Origin of the sequence: Streptomyces sp. NPDC050418, assembly GCF_044458745.1 — a bacterium.
Taxonomy (GTDB): Bacteria; Actinomycetota; Actinomycetes; order Streptomycetales; family Streptomycetaceae; genus Streptomyces.
In genome coordinates this window covers 1-25,484 of record NZ_JBITIG010000005.1, presented here as the reverse complement: position 1 = coordinate 25,484, position 25,484 = coordinate 1, and the positions used below count along the sequence as shown (strand labels likewise).

At 71.0% G+C, this 25,484-nt stretch carries 20 protein-coding genes; 13 read left to right on the top strand and 7 right to left on the bottom strand.

Annotated features, from left to right (window positions below; translation table 11 throughout):
- Positions 1 to 13: 13 nt before the first annotated feature.
- From ACIBI4_RS12905 to ACIBI4_RS12895, 3 genes are all read right to left on the bottom strand, one after another.
- Positions 14 to 1,354: a coenzyme F420-0:L-glutamate ligase gene (locus tag ACIBI4_RS12905; protein WP_399203811.1), complete on the bottom strand. Its 1,341-nt coding sequence runs from the start codon at positions 1,352 to 1,354 to the stop codon at positions 14 to 16.
- On the bottom strand, positions 1,351 to 2,310 hold the full coding sequence (gene cofD, locus ACIBI4_RS12900) for a 2-phospho-L-lactate transferase (RefSeq protein ID WP_399203809.1): 960 nt from the start codon (positions 2,308 to 2,310) through the stop codon (positions 1,351 to 1,353). Before cofD ends, ACIBI4_RS12905 begins: the two co-directional genes overlap by 4 nt.
- A 102-nt stretch (positions 2,311 to 2,412) precedes the next feature.
- A complete protein-coding gene (locus ACIBI4_RS12895; protein ID WP_399203808.1) occupies positions 2,413 to 2,922 on the bottom strand; it encodes a cysteine dioxygenase in 510 nt (169 codons plus the stop codon).
- A 547-nt stretch (positions 2,923 to 3,469) separates the two neighbouring features.
- Here ACIBI4_RS12895 and ACIBI4_RS12890 point away from each other — a divergent pair.
- From ACIBI4_RS12890 to ACIBI4_RS12880, 3 genes are all read left to right on the top strand, one after another.
- Positions 3,470 to 3,736: a WhiB family transcriptional regulator gene (locus tag ACIBI4_RS12890; protein WP_399203807.1), complete on the top strand. Its 267-nt coding sequence runs from the start codon at positions 3,470 to 3,472 to the stop codon at positions 3,734 to 3,736.
- Between the two features lie 193 nt (positions 3,737 to 3,929).
- On the top strand, positions 3,930 to 7,808 hold the full coding sequence (locus tag ACIBI4_RS12885; RefSeq protein WP_399203806.1) for a glycosyltransferase: 3,879 nt from the start codon (positions 3,930 to 3,932) through the stop codon (positions 7,806 to 7,808).
- Positions 7,809 to 7,819: 11 nt separating this feature from the next.
- A complete protein-coding gene (locus tag ACIBI4_RS12880) occupies positions 7,820 to 9,316 on the top strand; it encodes a DUF5719 family protein (RefSeq protein ID WP_399204293.1) in 1,497 nt (498 codons plus the stop codon).
- A gap of 40 nt (positions 9,317 to 9,356) precedes the next feature.
- Here the strand turns inward: ACIBI4_RS12880 and ACIBI4_RS12875 are convergent, their stop codons facing one another.
- Complete coding sequence (locus tag ACIBI4_RS12875) at positions 9,357 to 9,818, bottom strand: metallopeptidase family protein (RefSeq protein ID WP_399204292.1); 462 nt, start codon at positions 9,816 to 9,818, stop codon at positions 9,357 to 9,359.
- Positions 9,819 to 10,149: 331 nt separating this feature from the next.
- Here ACIBI4_RS12875 and ACIBI4_RS12870 point away from each other — a divergent pair, with 331 nt between their 5' ends.
- From ACIBI4_RS12870 to ACIBI4_RS12840, 7 genes are all read left to right on the top strand, one after another.
- A complete protein-coding gene (locus ACIBI4_RS12870) occupies positions 10,150 to 10,578 on the top strand; it encodes a DUF3499 domain-containing protein (RefSeq protein ID WP_399203805.1) in 429 nt (142 codons plus the stop codon).
- Positions 10,579 to 10,782: 204 nt separating this feature from the next.
- Positions 10,783 to 12,399, top strand: coding sequence for an L-lactate permease (locus ACIBI4_RS12865; RefSeq protein WP_399203804.1), 1,617 nt, complete (start codon positions 10,783 to 10,785; stop codon positions 12,397 to 12,399).
- Positions 12,400 to 12,552: 153 nt separating this feature from the next.
- Positions 12,553 to 13,914, top strand: coding sequence for a phosphomannomutase/phosphoglucomutase (locus ACIBI4_RS12860; RefSeq protein WP_399203803.1), 1,362 nt, complete (start codon positions 12,553 to 12,555; stop codon positions 13,912 to 13,914).
- 146 nt (positions 13,915 to 14,060) lie between these two features.
- Positions 14,061 to 14,231 (top strand): Trm112 family protein, encoded by a 171-nt coding sequence (locus ACIBI4_RS12855; RefSeq protein ID WP_399203802.1) that lies wholly within the window; start codon positions 14,061 to 14,063, stop codon positions 14,229 to 14,231.
- Between the two features lie 139 nt (positions 14,232 to 14,370).
- Positions 14,371 to 15,507, top strand: a complete 1,137-nt coding sequence (locus ACIBI4_RS12850; RefSeq protein ID WP_399203801.1) for an SIS domain-containing protein — start codon at positions 14,371 to 14,373, stop codon at positions 15,505 to 15,507.
- 144 nt (positions 15,508 to 15,651) lie between these two features.
- Positions 15,652 to 16,803: a mannose-6-phosphate isomerase, class I gene (gene manA / locus ACIBI4_RS12845; RefSeq protein ID WP_399203800.1), complete on the top strand. Its 1,152-nt coding sequence runs from the start codon at positions 15,652 to 15,654 to the stop codon at positions 16,801 to 16,803.
- A gap of 127 nt (positions 16,804 to 16,930) precedes the next feature.
- Entirely contained in the window at positions 16,931 to 17,911 is a 981-nt protein-coding gene (locus ACIBI4_RS12840; RefSeq protein WP_399203798.1) for a cation diffusion facilitator family transporter, read from the top strand.
- A gap of 102 nt (positions 17,912 to 18,013) precedes the next feature.
- Here ACIBI4_RS12840 and ACIBI4_RS12835 read toward each other — a convergent pair whose 3' ends face one another.
- On the bottom strand, positions 18,014 to 20,104 hold the full coding sequence (locus tag ACIBI4_RS12835; RefSeq protein WP_399203797.1) for a fructose-specific PTS transporter subunit EIIC: 2,091 nt from the start codon (positions 20,102 to 20,104) through the stop codon (positions 18,014 to 18,016).
- Positions 20,105 to 20,536: 432 nt separating this feature from the next.
- Here ACIBI4_RS12835 and ahcY point away from each other — a divergent pair, with 432 nt between their 5' ends.
- A complete protein-coding gene (ahcY, locus tag ACIBI4_RS12830) occupies positions 20,537 to 21,994 on the top strand; it encodes an adenosylhomocysteinase (RefSeq protein WP_399203796.1) in 1,458 nt (485 codons plus the stop codon).
- A 294-nt stretch (positions 21,995 to 22,288) separates the two neighbouring features.
- Complete coding sequence (locus tag ACIBI4_RS12825) at positions 22,289 to 22,903, top strand: hypothetical protein (RefSeq protein WP_399203795.1); 615 nt, start codon at positions 22,289 to 22,291, stop codon at positions 22,901 to 22,903.
- Positions 22,904 to 22,952: 49 nt separating this feature from the next.
- On the opposite strand, the gene ACIBI4_RS12820 is transcribed toward ACIBI4_RS12825, so the two are convergent.
- On the bottom strand, positions 22,953 to 23,942 hold the full coding sequence (locus ACIBI4_RS12820; RefSeq protein WP_399203794.1) for an RDD family protein: 990 nt from the start codon (positions 23,940 to 23,942) through the stop codon (positions 22,953 to 22,955).
- Positions 23,943 to 24,030: 88 nt separating this feature from the next.
- Here ACIBI4_RS12820 and ACIBI4_RS12815 point away from each other — a divergent pair, with 88 nt between their 5' ends.
- A complete protein-coding gene (locus tag ACIBI4_RS12815; RefSeq protein ID WP_399203793.1) occupies positions 24,031 to 25,038 on the top strand; it encodes a stage II sporulation protein M in 1,008 nt (335 codons plus the stop codon).
- A gap of 147 nt (positions 25,039 to 25,185) precedes the next feature.
- Here ACIBI4_RS12815 and ACIBI4_RS12810 read toward each other — a convergent pair.
- Positions 25,186 to 25,484, bottom strand: a 299-nt coding sequence (locus ACIBI4_RS12810) for a hypothetical protein (protein ID WP_399203792.1), incomplete at its 5' end; no start/stop codon positions are given.

Here is a 25,484-nt window from a genome sequence, read left to right as displayed (position 1 = left end):
CTCTGGATATCCCCTAGCGCACCTCGATGAAGTCCGAAGCCTCGCGCGCGGGACGGGACTTGGGCGCAGCGGCCGCGTGACCGACGGCCACCGCACCCATCGGATCCCAGTCACCCGGCAGCCCGAGCACCTCCCGTACGACCTCGCGGCAGAACATCGTCGACGAGATCCACGCCGAGCCGAGCCGCTCCCCGGCCAGCGCCACCAGGAAGTTCTGGATGCCGGCGCCGGTCGCCACCACGAACATCTCGCGCTCGGCGGCATCCCGCCGCGCGTGCCCGTACGTGTGCGAGCCGTCCATCACCAGGCAGGGCACCACGAGATACGGCGCCTTGCGCAGCACATCCCCGCGCCGCACCCGCTTCGCGATCGACTCCTCGGACTTCCCGTCGCGCCGCAGATCCGCGATCCACTGCTCGCGCATGGCGTCGAGCAGCCGCAGCCGTGAGGTCTCGGACTCCAGGAGCACGAAGCGCCACGGGGTCGTGTGATGCGGCGCGGGCGCCGTCACCGCCGCGGCCACCGCACGCCGGACCGCGCCCGGATCGACCGGCTCGTCGGTGAACTCCCGCACGGTCCGCCGCTGCGTGACCGCCTCCCGTATCGCCTCGGACGTGCCGAGCCGGAACATGTCGTCGGCCGCGACCCGCACCAACTCCCGTGCCCCGCCGTCCTCCTGCGCCGAGCCCTCGGAGCCACCCGGGCCCCCGCTCACGACCGCGCCCGGCAGTCCACGCACCACCGCGACCGGCAGCCCTTCCGCCTTGCCCTTCACGAGGTCGCCCGCCGCGGCCAGTTCGTCCGCGGTCGCCACGACGGTCGCGCTGAGCGGATTGCCGTACGCATCCGTGCCACCGCGCAGATCATCAAGGACCCGCACACCGGAGGCGCCGATCGCGACATCGGTCAGCCCGTTGCGCCAGGGCCGCCCGAAGGTGTCCGTGACGAGCACGCCGACCTCGACACCGAGCGCATCGCGCAGCCCGTCCCGTATCGCACGCGCCGAGGCATCGGGATCCTCGGGCAGCAACAGGATCGTCCCCGCAGGGGTGTTGGAGGCATCGACGCCGGCCGCCGCCATCACCAGACCCTGCCGGTTCTCGACGATGCGCAGCGTCCCGCGGCGGGCCACCACCCGTACCGTCTCCGCGTCGATGGCCTCCTCGCGTGAATCCGCCGCGACGATCCGGCCCTCGGCCTTGGAGACGATCTTCGAGGTGACAAGCACGACGTCACCGTCCACGAGCCCCGGCTCGGCGGTGGCGATCAGCTTCGCGAGGTCGTCACCGGGCTGCACCTCGGGCAGCCCGGGCACGGCCCACACCCGGAACTGCGGCGCATCCCCGCCGTTCACGCCCGTACCTCTTCGGCCAGCTCCAGGGCGGCCCTCGCCATCTCGGCGGTCGCGGCCACGTCGGTCATCATCAGCGGCACGGCCTTGCAGCGGATTCCGGCCGCCTCGACCCGCGCCACCGCACCCTTGTCGACGGTGTCGACCAACCACCCGTCCAGGAGCCCGGATCCATAGTGCTCGGCGACCGCAGCCGCGCTCGACTCCACCCCGACCGCCGCGAGCACCTTGTCGGCCATGCCGCGCACCGGTGCGTCACCGACGATGGGGGAGAGGCCGACCACCGGCACCCCGGCCTCGGCGATGGCCTCGCGGATGCCGGGCACGGCGAGGATCGTGCCGACGCTCACCACGGGGTTCGACGGCGGGAACAGCACCACGTCCGCCTCGGCGATGGCCTCCAGCACGCCGGGTGCGGGCTTCGCCTGCTCGGCGCCCACAGGGACGACGGCCAGCGCGTCCACCGAGGCGCGCAGCCGCACCCAGTACTCCTGGAAGTGGATCGCCTTCTGCTCGCCGTCCAACTCGACCGCGACATGCGTCTCCACACGGTCGTCGGACATGGGGATGAGCCGCACCCCCGGCTGCCACCGGTCGCACAGCGCCTCGGTGACCGCGCTCAGCGGATAGCCCGCGGCGAGCATCTGGCTGCGCACGATGTGCGTGGCGAAATCACGGTCGCCGAGCCCGAACCACTCGGGCCCCACTCCGTAGGCGGCGAGCTCCTCCTTCACCTTGAAGGTCTCGTCCGTACGCCCCCAGCCCTGCTCCTCGTTGATCCCGCCACCGAGCGTGTACATCACGGTGTCGAGGTCGGGGCATACCTTCAGTCCGAACAGATGGATGTCGTCGCCGGTGTTCCCGATCACCGTGATGTCCGCTTCGGGCGCGGCCGTCTTGAGACCACGCAGGAAACGGGCACCACCGATGCCGCCGGCCAGAACCACGATGCGCTGCATGCGGACAGTCTCGCAGGTGCCGACCGGGCTCGGTGAGCCTGTGGATAACTACCGGACCCGGCAAGGAAATACGAGGTCAGAGGCTGCTCGGACGCCGACGGCTCAGACGGAGACGGACGCCTCGGCCGTGCCGAGCGACGCCTCGGCCGTGCGGCTGTGCATCGGCATCTCGGTCAGGCCCGGGTAGTAGATGTGAAGGCTGACCGCGGGCTCCAGGCCGTCGTTGACGATCTCGTGCACGGAGCCCGGCGCGTACACCTTCTGCGCACCGGCGCCGAGCGCCTTGGTTCCGGTGCGGGTGTGCTCGGTCAGCTCGCCGTCGAGCACGGTCAGGACACCGGAGGACGGGCCGTGGCCATGCAGCCCGGTGCCCTGTCCGGGCACCCAGCTCAGGACCCAGACCTCGTAACCGGGTCCCGTACGCAGCCGGTGGTACCAGCGGCTGGTCGCGTCGTACCGCACGAGGTGCTCCCACTGGGAGCGGTCGGCGGCGATGGTGCGCGCGAGGCCGACGAACTCGGCGAGGGTGGCGGGGTGCTCACGGGCGGGCTGCAACAGGTGCGGGACTTCGAGGATGTCGCCGGCGATCTGCAGGTCGCTGTCGCTGTTCATGAAGTTCGGGGTTCCTCAGGAGGAGAGTGCTGGCGTCGGAGGTCTGAGAACAGCCGGAGCGACGAGGGCTCGACGGCTGGAGCGTGTACGGCTCAACAGCTGGGACAGCAACAGCAACAGCTCGCGAGCGCAGCACTGCGGAACCCACTGCTGTGGGTCCGGGTGTGCGCCAAGTTCGCGAGCATGCCCACCAGGAGACCGGTTCACACACAGACTGTCAACCCAATGTCCGTATTGCGAGATATGTTTCACCGTATCCGGTTGTCCTGTCTGCTGAAAGGTTTGTGCAGAGCCAGCAAAGGACAAGTGGCGCAGTACCCGAGCACGTAAACGTCAAGGGTGCGGCCCCGAGAGAGTGTCTGCCTTTATGGCGATTTGAACACTTTCCGCAAAGCCTTGGTTCCGCAGAGTGAATAAGGGGCCCAATAGCAGATCTCGGCTTGACTGGCCCGGATCGGCACACTTGTAATTTCACTCGTGTCGTTCGGCCGAAATCGGCCACGGACAGGCACCAACACGGGGCTGCACAGACAGACGAGGGGCGCACATGACCGAGTCGTTCCAGCAAGTGCTGGTCGAGGATGATGCGGAAGAGGAACTCGGCTGGCAGGAGCGCGCGCTGTGCGCCCAGACCGATCCCGAGTCCTTCTTCCCGGAGAAGGGCGGCTCCACCCGCGAGGCCAAGAAGGTCTGCCTCGCCTGCGAGGTCCGCTCCGAGTGCCTCGAATACGCGCTCGCCAACGACGAGCGCTTCGGCATCTGGGGCGGTCTGTCCGAGCGCGAGCGCCGGCGCCTGAAGAAAGCCGCGGTCTGACCCCGGGGCGCACAAGCTCGATCAAACCGCACACAGGCATACGTAAGGAACGGTCCGTCGTCCGTGGGTTATCCACAGGCGGCGGACCTCGTTGTTTCGATGCCGTTAGTGTGTTGCCCCGTCCGAGACGCCCCGTGTCCCCCGCTGGGCACAGGCGTCCACCGCAGTCCATCGAACCGGGGCCTGTACCTCGATGTCCGTGCACAGCTCACCGGCCGGCGCCCAGAGCGCGGCCGCAGCCGATCCGAACCGCCCGGCGCTGTTCGATCCCACGCGCGCGCCCGAACACCCGCAGCACGTGGTCACCGCCGTCCTGGTCTCGCACGACGGAGCCCGCTGGCTGCCCGAGGCCCTGTCCGGGCTGCTCGCACAGGAGCGCCCGGTGCAGAACGTGATCGCGGCCGACACCGGCAGCAGCGACGACTCCGCACGCCTGGTCACCGAAGCGCTCGGCGCCGAGCGGGTGCTGCACCTCGCCCGCCGCAGCGGCTTCGGCGCCGCCGTGGACGAGGCAGCGCGCACGGCCGGGATCCTCTCGCCCGACGAGCTGCCGTATCTCAAGCGCCCCAGCGGCTGGGACCCGGTCAGCCGCAGCTGGCGCGACGACGCGTACGACCTGCCCGACCTGCCGTACGGAGACCCGGTCCAGTGGCTCTGGCTGCTGCATGACGACAGCGCCCCCGAGCCCGACGCGCTCGCCGAGCTGCTGCGCGTGGTGGAGAACGAACGGGAGCTCGGCCGCGAAGTCGCCGTCGTCGGGCCGAAACTGCGCGGGTGGTACGACCGCAGGCAGCTGCTCGAAGTCGGAGTGTCCATCGCGCACAGCGGCCGCCGCTGGACCGGCGTCGACCGCCGCGAGCAGGACCAGGGGCAGCACGACCAGGTGCGGCCCGTCCTGTCCGTGTCCACCGCGGGCATGCTCATCCGGCGCGATGTCTTCGAGGAGCTGGGCGGTTTCGACCGGCGTCTCCCGCTGATGCGCGACGACGTCGACCTGTGCTGGCGCGCCCAGGCCGCCGGCCACCGCGTCCTGATCGCACCCGACGCCGTGCTGCGGCACGCGGAGGCCGCCTCGCGCGAGCGGCGCACGGTCGACTGCGTCGGCCGCACCAGCGCGAGCCCGCACCGCGTAGACAAGGCCGGAGCGGTCTACACCCTGCTCACCAACACCCGCGCGGCAATGCTCCCTTGGGTGCTCGTCCGCCTGGTGCTCGGCACCCTCGTCCGTACGCTCGCCTATCTGGTCGGCAAGGCACCCGGCCAGGCTGTCGACGAAGTGACCGGCCTTTTCGGTACGTTGCTGCGCCCCGGCCGGATCATCGGCGCGCGCCGCCGCAGACGCTCCGTCGTGGAGGCCGCCGAGTTGCGGCCGCTGTTCCCGCCGCCGGGCGCCACCGTGCGGCTCACCGTCGAACAGGTCGCGTCCCAAGTCGTGGGCCGCAGCGACCCCGAGACCTCCGCAGGGCGTCATGGCGCGGTCGAGTCCGGGCCCGGCGGCGATGACGCCGACTTCCTCGAGGTCGAGCAGTTCGTCCGGCTCAAGCGGATCGCGCGCAAGCCCGGCCCCATGCTCTTCGTGGTGCTCCTCTTCGTCTCGCTGATCGCCTGCCGCGCGCTGATCGGCGGCGGCGCGCTGGCCGGCGGCGCCCTGCTGCCCGCGCCTTCCGACGCCGCCGGGCTCTGGTCGCGCTATCTGGACAGCTGGCACACGGTCGGCACGGGCGGTACGGACGCGGCACCGCCGTATCTCGCGCTCGTCGCCGGACTTTCCTCGGCGTTCTTCGGCTCGACCGGGCTCGCCGTCACCGTGCTCCTAGTGTGCTCGGTGCCGCTGGCCGGTTTCACCGCGTACTTCGCGTCGCGCTCGCTCGTCCAGTCGCGCCTCCTGCGCGCCTGGGCGGCCGTCGCGTACGCCTTCCTGCCCGCTGCCACGGGCGCCCTCGCGGGCGGCCGGATCGGCACCGCGGTGCTCGCCGTGCTGCTGCCGCTGATGGCCCGCGCCGCGATCGCCGCCGGCGGGCTGCGCACGGACGGACCGGGCACGGGCCAAGGCGTACGCGGGAGTTGGCGCGCCACCTGGGCGTACGCGCTGCTGCTCACGATCGCCACGGCGTTCACCCCGGTCGTCTGGCCCATTGCGCTGCTTCTCGGCATCGGACTCCTCGTCCTGCGCCGCGGCGACCTCACCGCGTACGGGCTGCGGCTCCTCGCCCAGCTCGGCACCCCGCTCCTGATCCTCGCCCCCTGGTCGCTCTCGCTGCTGCCCTTCGGGTTCTTCCGCGAGGCGGGCCTCGGCTTCGGCGCCGGTTCGGCGGGCGCGCTCGACCTGCTCGGGGCGAGCCCCGGCGGTCCCGGCACCGTCGGCGGGCTGATCCTGATCGGCGTCGTGCTCGCGGCGCTCGGCGCGCTGCTGCGCGGCGAGCGGGTGCTCCCCATCCGTACGGCGTGGGCGGTGGCACTCACCGGCTTCTTCTTCGCCGCGTTCTCCAACGGCTCCACCTGGGCCGGACCGGCCACGCTCGTACAGGGCATGGCGCTGATCGCCGCCGCGGTGCTCGGCGCCGACGGTGCCCGCTCCCGCGTGGCCGAGCAGAGCTTCGGCTGGCGCCAGCCGGTGGCCGCGCTGATCGCACTTGCCGCCGCCGCGGCACCGCTCCTGTCCGCCGCCGGCTGGATGATCCGCGGCGCCGACGGCCCGCTGCAGCGCACCGACCCCGCACAGGTCCCGGCGTTCGTCGCCGAGGAGGCCGGCACCCGCGACCAGGCCCGCACCCTCGTCCTCGCCGGCGAGGACGAGAACCGCGTCTCCTACACACTCGTACGGGGCGCGGGCGCGCGCCTCGGCGACGCCGAACTGACCTCGGGCGGCCCGGGCGCCGACCTCCTCGACGAGACCGTGGCCCGGCTCGTGGCGGGCTCGGGCGCCGACCAGGCCGATGAGCTCGGCGGCTTCGCCGTGCGGTACGTGATGGTGCAGGACGGGGCGCCGCGCCGCGTCCAGCGCGTCCTCGACTCCACGCCCGGTCTGTCCCGGCTCAGCCAGCAGGACGGCACCTCGTTGTGGCGGGTGGACCGCCAGGTCTCGCGCGCCGCGATCGTCTCCGGAGGCGAGGCCCCCGTGCCGGTCGCCGCGGGTCCGGTCGACGTGGCGACGGACATCCCGGCGGGCGACGCGGGCCGCGTGCTGCGGCTCGCCGACGCGGCCACCGAGGGCTGGACGGCCACGCTCGACGGCCGGCCGCTGCCGAAGAAGACGGTCGACGGCTGGGCGCAGGGCTTCGAACTGCCCGCGAACGGCGGTCGGCTGAGCATCGTCCACGAGGACTCCGGCACGCACACGGGCTGGCTCTGGATCCAGGGCTCGCTCGCGCTCGTGCTCGTCGTCCTCGCGCTGCCGGGCCGCCGCAGGGACGTGGACGACGACCTGCCTCAGGAGACCGTCGCGCTGCCCGCCCAGGCGGCACCCGGCGAGGGCCGCAGGGCCCGCAGGCTGCGGGCGCAGGCCGAGGCCGCGCAGGCGGCGGGGGAGCAGCCCGAGTCCGCCGAGGTGCCCGCGCAGGCGGCGTACGGGGCGTGGGACGAGCAGCAGCCGGTCGCGGCCGGCGAGCAGTTCCAGTCCTACGAGGCGGGCTCCTACCAGCAGCCCTACGGCACGACCGACCCGTACCAGGCGGGCGGGAGCACCGACGGGGGCGGCCAGTTCGACCCGTACGGCTACGAGGGCCAGGGCTATGGCGCGACGGGCGCGTACGGGACGGGTTCGTTCCCCACGCAAGGCGCGGGCGACGGCGCGGGCGCGGGCGCGTACGAAGAGAACACCGGTTTCGCGCAGGGTGGTTACGACCCCGCCGCGTATGACGACGGGACCGCCACGTATACCGCGAGCAGCGACGCCCCCTACGGCGCGGGGTACGACCCGAGCGCGTACGACGGCCGTAGCCCGCAGCAGTACGGCGGCCAGGAACCCGCCGGGTACGAAGGGCAGCCTGGGCCGTACGAGGGCCAGGACCCGGGCCCGTACGGGCAGAGCAGCCAGACCGACCAGGAGCGCCCCGACGGGAGCCGGCAGTGATCAGCACCACCCTGTCCCGCACGACCGTGTCCCTGATCGCGGCGGGCACCGCGCTCGCCGCCCTGACGGGGTTCGCGGCGCTCAATGCGCCGGACGGCGACGGGGCGCCGGCGCAGGCCGCCGCGCAGCGGCCGGTCGACCGGTCGTCGCTGCTGTGCCCGTCGCCCAGCGCGTCCGAGCTGGCCGACACCGCGTACGTCTCGTTCACGCCGAAGTCCAAGGGCGGCGCGGCCAAGGGCGAGGCCCGCCTCGACCGCGCGGTCGACGAGTCGAAGGCCGAGGAGGACGGCGAGAAGAAGGACAAGGACGACAAGGACCGCAAGCCCGCCCTCGAGGCCGACGCCGTCGGCAAGCCGGTCACCGCGAAGGCATCCGGCGCCGAGTCCCCGGCCCTGATCGGCGCGTCCGACGGCGCGCTCGCGCCCGGCTGGACCGTGCAGCAGACCACCGAGATGCCGCCGGGCGAGGGCCGCGGCCTGCTCGGGCTCAGCTGCGGCGCACCGGACACCGACTTCTGGTTCCCGGGCGCGAGCACCGCCGAAGAGCGCGCCGACTACGTCCACCTGACCAACCCGGACCCCACGGCGGCCGTCGTCGACATCGAGCTCTTCGGGCCCGAGGGCGCGCTGGAGTCCGAGGGCGACCCGGAGTTCACGGTCCCGCCGCACTCCAGCCGCGCGGTCCTCCTGTCCACCCTCACCGACGAACCCGTGACCAACGTGACTGCCCATGTCACCGCGCGGACGGGCCGGATCGGCGCCGCGGTGCAGGTCGCGGACGAGAAGCTGGGCGCCGACTGGCTCGCCGCTTCGGCGGACCCGAGTGGCAGCCTCGTCCTGCCGGGCATCCCCGAGGACGCCACGTCGGTCCGGCTGATGGCCTTCACGCCCGCCGACGAGGACGCGGATCTGAAGATCGCCCTGATGGGTCCGTCCGGTTCGATCACCCCGGCGGGCAACGAGACGCTGCACATCAAGAGCGGAATGACCGCTGCGACCGACCTCGGCGAGCTCACCCGGGGCGAGCCGGGTTCGCTGGTGCTCACACCCACCGACCGGTCCGTTCCGGTGGTCGCGGCGCTGCGGGTGACCCGCGGCAAGGGTGCCAAGCAGGACGTGGCGTTCATCCCGGCCGCGCCCGCCGTGGGCGAGCGCGCCACCTCGGCGGACAACCGCGCCAAGGGTTCGACGCTCAGCCTCACCGCACCGCACGGCACGGCGAAGGTGAGGGTCACCTCGTCGGACGGCAGCAGCGGCGGTACGTCCACGACGAAGACGTACACCGTGCGCAGCGGCACCACGCTGGACGTGGAGCCGGAGGCGCCGTCCGGCCTGAAAGGCGCGTACGCGCTGACGGTCGAGACGCTCTCCGGCACGGTCCACGCGGCGCGCATGCTCGAACTCCCCGACAGCGGCGTCCCGATGTTCACCGTGCAGACGCTGCCGTACGACCGCGGCATGGTGTCGGTGCCGCGGGCGGAGCAGGATCTGTCGGTGCTGCAGAAGTAGCCCCGCGAGCCCCGCGCATACGGGTGAGGGCCGGCGGAGGTCAGTCCTCGCCGTAGCGCGGATCGACCGACTCCGGGGACAGACCCAGGAGTTCGGCGACCTGCTCGACGACCACCTCGTGCACCAGCGCCGCGCGCTCGTCGCGGCTCTTGGTGCGGATCTCCACCGGGCGCCGGTAGATGACCACGCGCGCCGGCCTGCCCTCGCGCGCCGGGACGATGCCACCCAACGGCACGGAACCTCCGCCGAACTCCGCGTCGAGCTCACCCGCGGGCGTCTGGGTGCGGGGTACCTCAAGCACGAGGAACTCGACATCGGTGAGCTGCGGCAGCCGTCGCTCCAGCCGCTCCACGGAGTCCTGCACCAGGTCGGTGAAGGCCTCGGCCCGGCTCGCCGACAGCGGCACCTGCGGGGGCGCGACGGGGCCGCGCATGCCACGGCCGTGACGGTCGCGGCGGCGGGGCCTTGGCTCGGTGGGGCGGGGCGGTACGGGGCTGTCCATCACCGCTGAAGCCTAGTCCTCCGGACCGACAGCCGCGGTTCCCGGCGCGAGGGGCGGGGTGGGGGCGGGGCGGCCGTGGCGCGGGGACGGTACAGGCGGTGTGGCGTTCGGCGGGGGTGATGTCGCTTCCTGACCGTTCGGATCGCGCTTGGGCACGATTCCGTATAGATCGACGACCATCCGAATCATGGCAAATGACGGCATTTGCATCGAGTGGTGACCGGATTCAACACCCTTCGCCACCGCGCCGGATGGGCCCGGCGCAGGTCAGCGGGGAGGGTGCGGAAGCCGGTGCGGGAGGGTCCACGGGACGACACGGGGGAGTGACCTCGTGGAGAGTCGTCGCGGCCCGCTCAAGAGTGCGGTACCGTCCAACGTCGTGAGCCTCGTACGTCGCTGTTCGCGCACAGCCTGCGGCCGTCCCGCCGTCGCGACGCTGACGTACGTCTATGCGGACTCGACCGCCGTGCTCGGTCCGCTCGCCACGTACGCAGAGCCGCACTGCTATGACCTGTGCGCCGAGCACTCCGAGCGGTTGACCGCCCCGCGTGGCTGGGAAGTCGTCCGCCTCGCCGACGGCTCCGCCCCGCCCCGCCCCAGTGGCGACGATCTCGAAGCCCTCGCCAATGCCGTGCGTGAGGCCGCGAGGCCCCAAGAGCGCACGGCGGAAGCCGGTGGCAACGGAGGGCGCACCGGCGCCGACCCGATGGAGGTCGCGCGGCGAGGGCACCTGAGGGTGCTGCGGTCACCGGAGTCCTGAAGCATTCAGGTCACCGGAGTCCTGAACTCCGTTCAGTGGATTTGCGCGCTACGGATCCGCACACTTCCTCCAACACCTTTTGCTGTACGAAGCATTGACGTGCCCTTGTCGTGGACACGACCATTTTTCCGCCCGTGAGAAAACGCTTTCCGCGTACCGGGGCGACGGAGGGCGACCGGACATCACGGGATCCGGGAGGCCCGTGTGTTCGTCCAGGATCTTGAACCCGTAGGCGACTCGCTCGCGTTGTCCGCACTGGTCGCGGTGCTGCCGCTGATCACCGTGCTCGTGCTGCTCGGCGCGGTCCGTATGCGCGCCCACCGCGCCGGTCTCATCGGCCTCGCCGTGGCGGCGGCCGTGGCCTGGATCGCGTACGGGATGCCGGTCGTCCAGACCGTCTCGGCCGCGGCGCAAGGAGCCCTGTTCGGGCTGTTCCCGATCATGTGGATCGTCGTCAACGCGCTGTGGGTGTACCGGATGACGGTCCGCAGCCGCCATTTCGACATCCTGCGCCGCTCCTTCGGCCGGCTCTCCGACGACCCCCGGATCCAGGCCCTCGTCATCGCGTTCTGCTTCGGTGCGCTCCTGGAGGCGCTCGCCGGATTCGGTGCGCCCGTCGCGATCAGCGCCGTGATGCTGGTGGCGCTCGGCTTCGACCCGGTCAAGGCCGCCGTGGTCGCGCTCGTCGCCAACACCGCACCCGTCGCGTTCGGTGCCATGGGCACCCCGGTCGTGACGCTCGCACAGGTCACCGGCCTTCCGCTGGACAGCGTCGCCTCCGTCGTCGGACGCCAGACGCCGCTGCTCGCGCTCGTGGTCCCCCTTGTGCTCGTCTTCCTCGTCGACGGGCGGCGCGGGCTGCGCGAGACCTGGGCGCCCGCCCTCGTCTGCGGTGCCGCCTTTGCCGTCGCGCAGTTCGTGGCCTCCAACTACGTCTCCGCCCAACTCGCCGACATCGGCGCCGCGCTCGCCGGTGCGGCAGCGCTGGTCGCGGTGCCCGGGGCGCGCAAACCGGCCGCGGAGCCCGTACGGGCCGCGGTGCTCACCGGCGTACGCAGCGAGGACCTGGACGTCGAGGACCCGCGCCGCGAAGTGGTGCGCGCCTACGCCCCGTACGCCCTGATCGTGGCCGTCTTCTCGGTCGCCCAGATCCCGCCCGTCAAGGACTTTCTGGCCAAGGCGACCCAGGTCTTCGACTGGCCGCTGCTCGACGTGGGGAACGCGGACGGAGAACCGGTCGGCGCCAACGTGTTCTCGCTGCCGCTGGTCTCCACCGGCGGAACGCTCGTGCTGCTCGCGGGAGTTGGCACGGCCGCCGTGATCGGGGTGCGGCTGAGGCCCGCCGTGCGCGAATGGCTGGCCACCGTGCACGAACTGCGCTTCGCGATCCTGACCGTGACCTCGGTGCTCGCCCTCGCGTACGTGATGAACCTGTCCGGGCAGGCCGCGGTGATCGGGCACTTCGTGGCGGCGGCGGGCGCGGGCCTCGCGTTCCTCTCGCCGGTGCTCGGCTGGTTCGGGGTGGCGGTCTCGGGCTCGGACACCTCGGCGAACGCGCTGTTCGGGGCGCTGCAGGTGACCGCGGCGCGCGAATCGGGCCTTTCGCCCGATCTCCTTGCGGCGGCGAACAGTTCGGGCGGAGTGCTCGGCAAGATGATCTCGCCCCAGAACCTCACCATCGCGTGCGCGGCGGTCGGCCTCGCGGGCAAGGAAGGCGATCTGCTGCGCAAGGTGCTGCCGTGGAGCCTCGGGCTGCTTCTGGTGATGTGTCTGATCGTGGTGCTGCAGAGCACCTCGGTGCTGGGATGGATGCTGCCGTAGAGGCGGGTGGCGCTTGCGCGTTTCGCGTGGTCAAGCGGACGGAGCACCTCTACTTCAGCCTGTGTTCGACAGGTTATCCACAGGCGGACACGGGCCGTCGGCCTCGGCAGGTACGTTTGGGGCATCGCACCGAATTCCAGAGAGGCTTGGGCTGTGGTTGATCTGTCGCAGATCGTGAAGGCGTACGACGTGCGCGGCGTGGTTCCCGACCAGTGGGACGAGCCGCTCGCGGAGCTGTTCGGCGCCGCGTTCGCGCGGGTCACGGGTGCGGACGCGATCGTCACGGGCCATGACATGCGCCCCTCGTCGCCCGGCCTGTCGCGCGCCTTCGCGCGCGGTGCGGCGGCGCTCGGCGTCGCGGTCACCGAGATCGGCCTCTGCTCCACGGACCAGCTGTACTTCGCGTCGGGCGACCTCGGTCTGCCGGGCGCGATGTTCACGGCCTCGCACAACCCCGCTCAGTACAACGGCATCAAGATGTGCCGCGCGGGCGCCGCCCCGATCGGACAGGACACCGGCCTGTCCGAGATCCGCGCGCTGGTCGAGGAGTGGTCCGTCTCGGGCGCCCCCGCCCCGGCCGCGGCCGCCGGCGCGATCACACAGCGCGAGACGCTCACGGACTACGCCGCCTACCTGCGCAATCTTGTCGACCTCAGGTCGATCCGCCCCCTCAAGGTCGTGGTGGACGCGGGCAACGGGATGGGCGGGCACACCGTCCCCACCGTCTTCGAGGGCCTGCCGCTCGACCTCGTCCCGATGTACTTCGAGCTGGACGGCACCTTCCCCAACCACGAGGCCAACCCGCTGGACCCGGCCAACATCGTGGACCTGCAGAAGCGGGTGCGCGAGGCGGGCGCCGACCTGGGCCTCGCCTTCGACGGCGACGCGGACCGCTGCTTCGTCGTGGACGAGCGCGGCGAGCCCGTCTCCCCGTCCGCGATCACCGCCCTGGTCGCGGCACGCGAGCTGGCGAAAGCCGGCGGCAAGGGCACGATCATCCACAACCTGATCACGTCGTGGTCGGTCCCCGAGGTCGTGCGGGAGAACGGCGGGACGCCGGTCCGCACCCGCGTCGGCCACTCCTTCATCAAGCAGGAGATGGCCGCCACCGGCGCGATCTTCGGCGGAGAGCACTCGGCGCACTACTACTTCAAGGACTTCTGGAACGCGGACACGGGCATGCTCGCCGCCCTCCACGTCCTCGCCGCGCTCGGCGGACAGCAGGGCCCGCTGTCCGGTCTCGTGGCGCAGTACGACCGCTATGCCGGCTCCGGCGAGATCAACTCGACGGTCGCCGACCAGGCGGGCCGCGCGGCCGCGGTGAAGGCCGCGTACGAGGGCCGCGACGGCCTCGCGCTCGACGAGCTGGACGGTCTGACGGTCGCGGCCGACGACTGGTGGTTCAATCTCCGCGCCTCGAACACGGAGCCGCTGCTCCGGCTGAACGTGGAGGCGCGGGACACGGCGACGATGGAGCGCGTACGGGACGAGGTGCTCGCACTCGTACGGGCCTGAGCCACCCGAGCCCGCAGGGTCCGGGGCAGCGCCTCCGGACCCGCGGGCCCCGCCGCCCGCACCACACCGCAGGACCAGCCACTCACACCCACTCAGCGATACGCTGACGTGGTCAAAGCACACGTTCGAAGGGACGGACCACCACCATGCCGCTCGAAGCCGGCCTCCTCGAGATCCTCGCCTGCCCGGCCTGCCACGCCCCCCTGAAGGAGGCGGACACCGAGCTGGTCTGCACCGGCACCGACTGCGGTCTGGCCTACCCGGTCCGCGACGGCATCCCGGTCCTCCTCGTCGACGAGGCCCGCCGCCCGGCCTGACCGAAGGCCCGTACCGACGAGCCGTACCCGAGGGGCGAGCCGTGGCCACGCGCCATGACACCAGGGCCGTAGCCACGCGCCGCACCCGAGGGCTGAGCCACAGAGGCAGATGCCTGACAGGCAATCGGAGGCCCGCACCGTGCTGGACGATTCGCTGCTCGACACCCCCGAAGCCCTGGCCAGGGCCGACCGAAGAGGTCTCCTGCGCGGCGCCGCCGAGGCCGGCGCGCGCGTGCGCACCGCGATCCGCCACGCCGACGAGGCGGGCATCGCCGCGCTCCGCCCCGAGGGCCGCCCCCGCGCGGTCATCATCGCGGGCCCCGGTGCCGCCGCCGCGAGCGTCGCCGACCTGATCGCCACGCTGGCGCACGGTGCCTGCCCCGTCATCCGGCTGCAGCCCACCGGGGTGGCCCCCGCCGCGGGAGCCCTCCGCTGGACCCTGCCCGGCTGGGCGGGCCCCGTCGACCTGCTCCTGATCGCCACCCCCGACGGCGCCGAGCCCGGCCTGGAGCTCCTCGCCGACCAGGCGTACCGCCGGGGCTGCTCGGTCACCACGGTCGCCCCCGCCGGAACCCCGCTGCACGAGACGGTCGGCGCCAAGCACGGCCTCGCGGTCCCCATGGCGACCAGCCTCTACACGGCGGAGTACGAGGAGGGCGCGGCCGCGGGGCCGGACGCCCTGTGGGCGCTGCTCACCCCGCTGCTCGCCCTGCTCGACCGTGCGGGCCTCCTGGAGGCCAAGCCCGACGGCCTGCAGAAGGTCGCCGACCGGCTCGACAGCACTGCCGAGCGCTGCGGGCCGGCCATCGCCACGTACAGCAATCCGGCCAAGACCCTCGCCGCCGAGCTCGACGAGTCGCTGCCGCTGATCTGGACCGAGGGCCCCTCCGCGGGCCCGGTCGGCCGCCGCTTCGCCGCGCTGCTCGCCGAGATCGCCGGCCGCGCCGCCCTCGCCGGCGAACTGCCCGAGGCGCTGCCCGCCCACGGCTCGCTCCTGACCGGTGACCTCGCCGCGGGCGGCGACCCCGACGACTTCTTCCGCGACCGTGTCGAGGAACCGCAGGCCCTGCGCGCCCGCGCCGTCCTGCTGCGCGACCGCCCCACCGGCGGGCTCAGCGCCGCCCCGGCCGCCCGCGAGCTGGCGCTCGGTCACGACATCGCGATCAGCGAGCTCGAACCGCAGGAAGGCAGCGATCTGGAGACCTTGGCGGAGCTGATCGCCGTCACGGATTTCGCCGCCGTTTACCTGGCGCTCGCTTCGGGGGGCCGATCATGAGCGGCACGCCGCGACGGAGTGCCACGCCGCCGTGGAGCGGCACGCCACAGCGAAGCGCCACCCCGAGCCTCCCGCTCACCCCGGACCTGCCGGTGCCCGCCGCTGCGGGCACCTGACTCCCGTACGTACGACAGAAAGCCCCTCATGGACCGCCTCAGCAACACCATCCGCCCGTACGCCTGGGGTTCCACCACCGCGATTCCTCAGCTCCTCGGCGTGGAGCCGAGCGGGGAGCCGCAGGCCGAGATGTGGATGGGCGCGCATCCCGGCGCCCCCTCGCGCCTGGAGCGCGGCCCGCTCAACGCGGTCATCGACGCCGACCCCGAGGCCGAACTGGGCGCCGAGGCCGTCGCGAAGTTCGGCCCGAGGCTGCCGTTCCTGCTCAAGCTGCTCGCGGCCGGCGCCCCGCTGTCGCTGCAGGTGCACCCCGACCTCCAGCAGGCGAAGGAAGGGTTCGCGGACGAGGAGCAGCGCGGCGTCCCGATTGACGCCCCGCACCGCAATTACAAGGACGCCAACCACAAGCCCGAACTGATCTGCGCGCTCACCCCGTTCGACGGCCTGTGCGGCTTCCGCGATCCGAACGAGGCCGCCGAGCTGCTCGCCGGCCTCGGCATCGACTCCCTCAAGCCGTACGCCGACCTGCTGCACGCTCACCCGGAAGAGGCCGCGCTACGCGAGGTGCTCACCGCGATCCTCACCGCGGACAAGCACGCGATGGCCGCCACGGTCGGCGAGGCCACGGCCGCCGCCGAACGCCTGGGCGGCGCCTACACCCCGTACGCGAGCATCGCCCACCACTACCCCGGCGACCCGGGCGTGATCGCGGCGATGCTGCTCAACTACGTCCGGCTCCAGCCCGGCGAGGCCCTGTTCCTCGGGGCCGGTGTGCCGCACGCGTATCTCAACGGACTCGGCGTCGAGATCATGGCCAACTCCGACAACGTCCTGCGCTGCGGCCTCACGCCCAAGCACGTCGACGTACCCGAACTGCTGCGCATCGTCCGCTTCGAGGCCACCGACCCGGGCGTCCTGCGTCCCGAGGCGGGCCCGGACGGCGAGGAGGTCTACGAGACGCCGATCGATGAGTTCCGGCTCTCGCGGTACGTCCTCGCCGAGGGCTCCGCCGCGAGCGACCTCACCGCCCGTACGCCGCAGATCCTGCTCTGCACGGCCGGGGAGGTGCGCGCGGGGGAGTTCGAGCTCGCGCCCGGACAGTCGGTTTTCGTCCCCGCGGGCGAGAAGGCGCAGATCTCCGGAAACGGGACCATCTTCCGCGCCACCGTGGTGGCCTGACGCACCGTCCGTCCCAACTGCTGCAACAATGGCCCACCGCACGGCCCGGCCGGCGGTGCGGACATTGCGTGGCGTCGGATCCGACCGAGGGTTCGTCAGCGGTTTTCGAAGGGACATCGGACGAGACATGAGTGCGTCAGGCGGCACCAAAGCGATCGTGGCGGCACTCGCTGCCAACCTCGCCATCGCGGTGGCGAAGTTCGTGGCCTTCATCTTCAGCGGCTCGTCCTCGATGCTCGCCGAGAGCGTCCACTCGCTGGCCGACTCCGGCAACCAGGGCCTGCTGCTGCTCGGCGGCAAGAAGGCCCAGCGCGCGGCGACCCCGCAGCACCCCTTCGGCTACGGGCGCGAGCGCTACATCTACGCGTTCCTCGTCTCGATCGTCCTCTTCTCGGTCGGCGGCATGTTCGCGATCTACGAGGGCTACGAGAAGATCAAGGAACCGCACGCGATCGAGCACTGGTACTGGCCGGTCGGCGTCCTGGTGTTCGCGATCATCGCGGAGACCTTCTCGTTCCGTACGGCCATCAAGGAGTCGAACGCGATCCGCGGCAAGCAGTCGTGGAAGGAGTTCGTCCGCCGGGCAAAGGCGCCCGAGCTCCCGGTCGTCCTCCTGGAGGACCTCGGCGCGCTCGTCGGTCTGATCCTCGCCCTGGGCGGCGTCGGCCTCGCGCTCGCCACCGGCGACGGCGTCTGGGACGGCATCGGCACCCTCTGCATCGGTGTGCTGCTCATCCTGATCGCGATCGTCCTCGCTGCGGAGACCAAGTCGCTGCTGCTCGGTGAGTCCGCGGGCATCGAGGAGGTCGCCAAGATCGAGGACGCGGTCGTCGACGGCGACTCCGTCACCCGCATCATCCACATGCGCACGCTCCACCTGGGTCCGGAGGAGCTGCTCGTCGCCGCCAAGATCGGGGTACGGAACGAGGCCACCGCGGCCGAGGTCGCCACGGCCATCAACGCGGCCGAGGAGCGCATCCGCGCCGCCGTCCCGATCGCCCGCGTGATCTACCTGGAGCCGGACATCTACAGCGAGGCGGCGGCGAAGGCGGGCGAGAACCCGGCGAAGTCGCCCGGCGGTTCGACCGGGGATTCCGGCGGCCACTAGCTCTGCGGCCACCTAGCCTCTGCGGCCACTGAGCCTTCTGCGTACGGCGACGGGCCCCGCACCTTTCGAGGTGCGGGGCCCGTCGCCGTATGCGGGTACGGGCTACCGGATCTCGCGCAGCACGTCCAGGACCGCCGCCTCGTCCGGAGCCGCCTGCAGCCGCTCACGGAACCCGGTGTCCATCAGTTTGCGCGAGAGCAGCGCCAGGATGCGCAGATGCTCGTCGCCCGCGGCAGCCTCCGGCACCGAGATCATGAAGATCAGCTTGGCCTTCGTACCGTCCAGCGAACCCCACTCGACACCCTCGGCGGACCGGGCGAACCCGACCACGGGCGAGCTGACCGCATCCGTCTTGGCATGCGGGATCGCGATCTCCTCGCCGAGACCCGTGGTGCCCTGCGCCTCACGGCGCAGCGCGGTCTGCACGAGCTCCTCGGTGTCGTTGACCTTGCCCGTGGTGGCCAGCATGTTGGCCATCTCGCGGATGGCCGCCTCCTTCTCGTCGGCGGTGAGCTGGACCTTGACGGTCTGCGCGGTGAGATAGCCGGAGAGGACCTCGTCGCTGTCCTGCGGCTCGGCCGTGACCGGCGCCGCGGTGGACGTGACACCGGCCGGGGCGGCGGCGGACGCCGTACCGGCGGCACCCGCAGCGGCACCGGCGGACTTCGCCCCCGCCCCCACACCGGCGAGCGCCGGCTCGCGCGCACCGGACGCCGTGGCGTCGGCGTCCTTGCGGGCCTTGAGGGAGATCAGCGCGTTCGTGGTGAAGGCGGTGACGAGCGTGCCCGCGATGATCGCGACGAAGAACATCACCACGCCGCCGATCGCACCGAACAGCGAGACGATCGGCCCACCATGCGGTACTGAGTCCTCGACCCCGGCCACACCTGCGATGGCACCGGCGACCGCGCCGCCGAGCATGTTCGCGGGGATGACCTGCGCGGGCCGTGCCGCGGCGAAGGGGATCGCGCCTTCCGAGATGCCGAAGAATCCCATGAACAAGGCCGCGAGACCGGTCTCCTGTTCCTCCTGCGAGTAGAACTTCTTGCGCAGCAGCGTCGCCAGACCCTGGCCGAGCGGCATGACGGGGATGGCGGCCGCGGCCATACCCATCACCGCGTTGTTGGTGCCGATGAGACCGACGGCCACCAGGAACGCCGTCTTGTTGACCGGACCACCCATGTCGAACGCGATCATGAGACCGATGATCGCGCCGAGCACGATCGCGCTGGAGCCGGTCATCCCGTTCAGCCAGTCCTGCAACTGCGTGAACAGCCACGAGACAGGCTGGCCGATCAGATAGATGTAGAGCAGGCCGACGATCAGGGTCGAGACGATCGGGATCACGATGATCGGCATGATCGGCATGACGACCTTCGGGACCTTGATCTTCTTGATGTACATCACCAGGTAGCCGGCCATGAAGCCGGTGACGATGGCACCGAGGAAGCCCGCGTTGGCGTCCGCCCCGTAGATGTTGACGGCGTCGGCAGCCAGGAAGCCGCCGATCATGCCGGGCACGAGGGCGGGACGGTCGGCGAGCGCGTACGCGATGTAGCCGGAGAAGATCGGCAGCATCAGCTTGAAGCCGGTCTCGCCCAGCTTCTGCACGTAGTACCAGAAGGTGTCCTCGGGGACCACGAGGCCGCCCTTGGCGTCCGCGTGACCGCCCAGCGACAGCGAGATCGCCAGCAGCAGACCGCCGACGACGACGAACGGAATCATGTACGAGACACCGTTCATCAGCGCCTTGTACGCGAGGCTCCGCTCCTTGCCCCCGCCCGCACCCCCGCCGCCGGAACCGCCTGCGGCGCCGCCACCGCCACCGCCGCCCGCGTAGACCTTCGCGTTCTGCACGTCCGCGATCAGCTGCTCGGGGCGGTGGATGCCGTCCGCGACGGGGACCGTCACGAGCTTCTTGCCGGCGAAGCGGTCGAGATCGACTTCCTTGTCCGCGGCGACGATGATGCCGTCCGCTTCTCTGACATCGTTGTCAGTGAGGACGTTCTCGGTCCCGATCGAACCCTGCGTCTCCACCTTCATCTCGATACCGAGACCCTCGGCCGCCTGCTGCAGCTTCTCGGCCGCCATGTACGTGTGGGCGATACCGGTGGGGCATGCGGTGACCGCGAGGAGCTTCAGCTTCCGCCCATCGGGCCCCGCGCCCGCGGGGGGTTGCGCCGGACTGGTCACGTGGATCTCCTCAAGCTTTGTGTCGTCCCCGCCGGCACCTGTCCTGCGCCGGGGGGTTCGGCCCACCGCATCCTGCTATGCGCAGGTCTACGGGCAAAAGTCTAAAAGGCCCGGATCCAATGGGCCTGTGGACCACACTTCACCGGACCTCGGGCCCTCAGCGATCATCGAGGGTACGTCCCGGGGGCGGGCTACTGCCCGCTGGGCCGATCGGTGTAGATTCGTGACCTGACAGACGTCGCTGCTGATGGCGGTCGGGCGGTCCGCGATGGGCCGTCCGAGGGAGAGAGGGCCTCCGACGGACTGCGCTGCGAGTTACCGGGTGCACCCCTGTGCACCTGCGCGGGCTGCCTGACCGCCCGCGCATCCGTGTGCCCGCGCCGCAGCCGCTCCATGCCCGAAAAACCGCCTCCGATCTGGGAGCAGCTTCACATGACCACTCTTGTCAATGGACAGGACTTCAAGGTCGCCGACCTCTCGCTGGCCGAGTTCGGCCGCAAGGAGATCACCCTCGCCGAGCACGAGATGCCCGGCCTGATGTCGATCCGCGAGGAGTTCGCCGCCTCGCAGCCGCTGGCCGGCGCGCGGATCATGGGCTCGCTGCACATGACCGTGCAGACCGCCGTCCTCATCGAGACCCTTGTCGCCCTGGGCGCCGAGGTCCGCTGGGTCTCCTGCAACATCTTCTCGACGCAGGACCACGCCGCCGCGGCCATCGCCGTCGGCCCGAACGGCACGCCGGACAACCCCCAGGGCATCCCGGTCTTCGCTTGGAAGGGCGAGACGCTGGAGGAGTACTGGTGGTGCACGGAGCAGGCGCTGACCTGGCCGAACACCCCCACCGGCGGCCCGAACATGATCCTGGACGACGGTGGCGACGCCACCCTCCTCGTCCACAAGGGCGTCGAGTACGAGAAGGCCGGCAAGGTCCCCTCGGTCGACTCCGCCGAGAACGACGAGCACCGCGTCATCCTGCAGCTCCTCAACCGCACCATCACCGAGGGCTCGCAGAAGTGGACCAAGCTCGCCTCCGAGATCCGCGGCGTCACGGAGGAGACCACCACCGGTGTCCACCGCCTCTACGAGATGCACCGTGACGGCTCGCTGCTGTTCCCGGCGATCAACGTCAACGACGCCGTGACGAAGTCGAAGTTCGACAACAAGTACGGCTGCCGCCACTCGCTGATCGACGGCATCAACCGCGCCACCGACGTCCTCATCGGCGGCAAGACCGCCGTCGTCTGCGGCTACGGCGACGTGGGCAAGGGCTGCGCGGAGTCGCTGCGCGGCCAGGGCGCCCGCGTCATCGTCACCGAGATCGACCCGATCTGCGCGCTGCAGGCGGCGATGGACGGCTACCAGGTGACCACGCTCGACGAGGTCATCGACAAGGCCGACATCTTCGTCACGACGACCGGTAACAAGGACATCATCATGGCCGCGGACATGGCCAAGATGAAGCACCAGGCGATCGTGGGCAACATCGGTCACTTCGACAACGAGATCGACATGGCCGGCCTCGCGAACATCCCGGGCATCGTCAAGGACGAGGTCAAGCCGCAGGTCCACACGTGGACGTTCCCGGACGGCAAGGTCATCATCGTGCTGTCCGAGGGCCGCCTGCTGAACCTGGGCAACGCGACGGGCCACCCGTCGTTCGTGATGTCCAACTCGTTCGCGGACCAGACGCTGGCCCAGATCGAGCTGTTCACGAAGCCCGAGCAGTACCCGACCGACGTGTACGTGCTGCCGAAGCACCTCGACGAGAAGGTCGCCCGCCTCCACCTGGACTCCCTCGGTGTGAAGCTCACCGAGCTGCGTCCGGAGCAGGCCGACTACATCGGCGTGAAGGTCGAGGGCCCGTACAAGGCGGACCACTACCGCTACTGATCCCGCCCCAGGCGGCCGGCACCGCCCGGCACCTGCCGGACGTACGCCCTGCGAGCAGGACAAAGGCGTACGTCAGCAGAAGCTCGGCGTGAATGGCCGTCACCGGCGGAGCACTTGGCGCCAGGCAGGCCCTCGCCCCTCAGGCGGGGGCCTGCCTCCGTGCCGGCCCGGCCGCGCCGGTGAAAGCCCGCGCACCGGCCCGACCACAGAAGGCTCGTACCGGCCCGACCACCGAGGCCCGTACCGGCCAAGGCCACTCCGGCCCTCGTGCAGGACTCAGCAAGGACCCGACCCATGCCCCGCGGCCGCTATTCGCTCCATGATCCGCACGATCACACCCCCCTCGGTGAAGAGCACTTCCACTGCGCGCCCGGCCCTTCCGGCTGGCGCTACGTCTCCCAACTGACCTCCCCCTCGGGCGACTTCACCGGATCGGTCGACCTGGCCGTCGACGAACTGGGCCGCCCCATCCGCGTAGAACTGCACGCCTCCGACTGGCAGGTGCGAGGCGCCGCACTCGACGGGGTGACCTGGGTGCGCACCGATCCCACCGGAGAGCACGCCACCGAAGGCAATGTGCAGGCCCACGCCTTCGCCGGCAGCTCACCGGCCTTTCTGATCGCCACAGCCCGGATGCTGCGACTCGCCCCCGACGCCCCCGCACGACGCGTGCGCCTCGTCCGCTTCACCGACCCCGTACTCGCCCCGCGCACGCTCGACCAGTCCTGGTCGCTCCTGAAAAGCGAAACACACGCCACTGACAACGGCCCGCTGACCGTGGACGAATACCAGGTCAGCGACCTCGACACGGGCGAGCAGCACAGCATCCACATCGCCGGCGACGTCGTCCTCGCGGCACCCGGCCTCGAACTCGAACACCTCGAGTCACCGCCGACGGTGTTCCGCTGACGTTCCTCACTGACCGCCTCCGCCGACCGTCTCCTCGGACGGTCTCCGCTCAAGCAGGCGGCGCGAACCCGGTCCTGGGCGGCGCATCCTCCTGCGCCGGACGTGCGGGCTCATTCACCGGAGAGCGGTACGAGGGCTGAACCTGCTCAGCCGGCTGAACCTGCTGAACTGGCTGAACCGGCTGATACGAGGGCGCTCCCACGGGTGGCACGAAGGCACCTGGCGGCATCACAACCGGAGCCCCATACGCAGTCGAGGTCGCAGGTGCACCAGCACCCGCACCCGCACGCACCACCCCGAAGGCCTTCCGCGCATCCCGCGCCTGACGCTCATGCACCACCGCCGCCAGATACGCGGCCGGCGGCACACCATGCGGCGCTGCCGTTCCGGTGCACGCAGCGACATCCGCCGCGAGCCGGCTCGCCATCGACCACCCCACCTGCGGATCCAGCTGCCCCATCCGCGTCAGGTACTGCCGGATGGCCAGCCACAGCCCGTCGGGCACGCCGGACAGATCCAGCTCGGCGAACCGCCCCACCAGCCACGGCGGAGGCGGCGGCACAAAGGCGGACTGCGCCACCGGAATGCGCTCCCGCACGACGAGCGTCCCCGCGAACACGTCCCCGAGCCGCCGCCCACGCGCCGACACCAGCGACGCGATGCACGCGACGACCCCGGCCGTGCCGAGAATCTCGATGACCCCCATCGCCCCGCGTACGAGCGCGTGCCGGAAACGGATCGGCCCACCGTCATCGCGTACCACCCGCAGACCGCAGGCGAGCTTCCCCAGCGATCGTCCATGGCTCAGCGTCTCCACGGCGATCGGCCCGCCGACCAGCACCAGAAGGAAGGTCGCCACCGAGATCGCCGCCTGCGCCGCCGTGTCCAGCGAACCGGCGGCTGCGAACAGCGCCACCGACACGGCGACGTACACACCGATCGCCGCGGCGAGATCGATCAGCACCGCCAACGCCCGACTGGGCAGCCGGGCGGCCCGCAGCTCCAGCGCCACGGCCTCGCCGGTCACCAGCTCACTCATGCGTCCCGCCCTTCCCGCACTGCCCCTGGATACGACAGTCTGCCAAGCTGAGTGCACATCGCGCCGCAGCAAGGGGAGCAGCCGCCGGATGGACCTCGACGTCTTCGTCACCGCACACCGCGCCGAGTGGGACCGCCTGGACGCACTCCTGCGCCGCCGGCGTCGCCTCACCGGAGCCGAGGCGGACGAACTCGTCGTCCTCTACCAGCGCACCGCCACCCACCTGTCGCTGATCCAGTCCAGTGCCCCCGACCCGCAGCTCACCGGCCGCCTCAGCCAGCTCGTGGCCCGCGCCCGCAGTGCGGTCACGGGTACGCGCCGCGCGTCATGGCGCGACGTCACGCACTTTCTGGGCACCGGATTCCCCGCGGCGATGTACCGCACCCGCCACTGGTGGGTCCCCGTCGCCCTCCTCTCCACCTTGCTCGCGGCAGTCATCGGCTGGTGGATCGGCACCCACCCGGAAGTCCAGTCCGCCATCGCGGCCCCCGAGGAGCTCCGCGAGCTGACACGGCCCGGTGGCGACTACGAGACGTACTACTCCAGCCACCCGGCCGCGTCCTTCGCCGCCCAGGTCTGGACGAACAACGCCCAGGCCGCGGCGATGTGCCTGGTCCTGGGCGCGTTCCTGTGCTTCCCCGTGATCTGGATCCTCTTCCTCAACATGCTCAACCTGGGCGTCGGCATCGGCCTCATGTCCTCCGCCGGCCGCCTCGACACTTTCCTCGGCCTGGTCCTGCCGCACGGCCTCCTGGAACTGACGGCCGTCTTCGTCGCCGCGGGTACGGGCCTCCGCCTCGGCTGGACCCTCATCGACCCCGGCCCACGCACCCGCCGTACAGCCCTCGCCGAAGAAGGACGCGCAGCAGTTGGCATGGCGATCGGCCTCGCCCTCGTCCTGTTCATCTCAGGAATCATCGAAGGCTTCGTGACACCGTCAGGCCTCCCGACCTGGGCCCGCATCACCATCGGCGTCGTCGCGGAACTCGCCTTTCTCCTCTACGCGTACGTGGTGGGCGGCCGCGCAGTCCGCGCCGGTGAACACGGAGACGTGGCGGAAGCAGAACGCAGCGCGTCCGTGCCGATCGCCGCATGATGTGCGTTCACCCCTCCTGACCTGCTACTGTCCTCTCCGCCCCAGAAAGTCGTTGACACGACTGGACAGGGGAGGTAGATTCGAACAGTTGCCTGGAACCGGGTAGGTTCAGTAGCAGCACTTCACATCTACTGCTTCGCAGGAAATTCATTCCTCACGAAGCCCCTTCCGATTCATCAGAATCCAAGGCTGGTCAGACCGGCCGAGAACCTCTGATAAAGTCGGTCTCGCCGGAAAGGGAAACCGCCGAAAAGCGGAAACCCCGAAAGGCACCGAGGAAATCGGGCCCGAAAGAGTCTGATAGAGTCGGAAACGCAAGAACGAAGGGAAGCCCGGAGGAAAGCCCGAGAGGGTGAGTACAAAGGAAGCGTCCGTTCCTTGAGAACTCAACAGCGTGCCAAAAGTCAACGCCAGATTGACAACCCCGTCTCGACCGTCATGGTCGG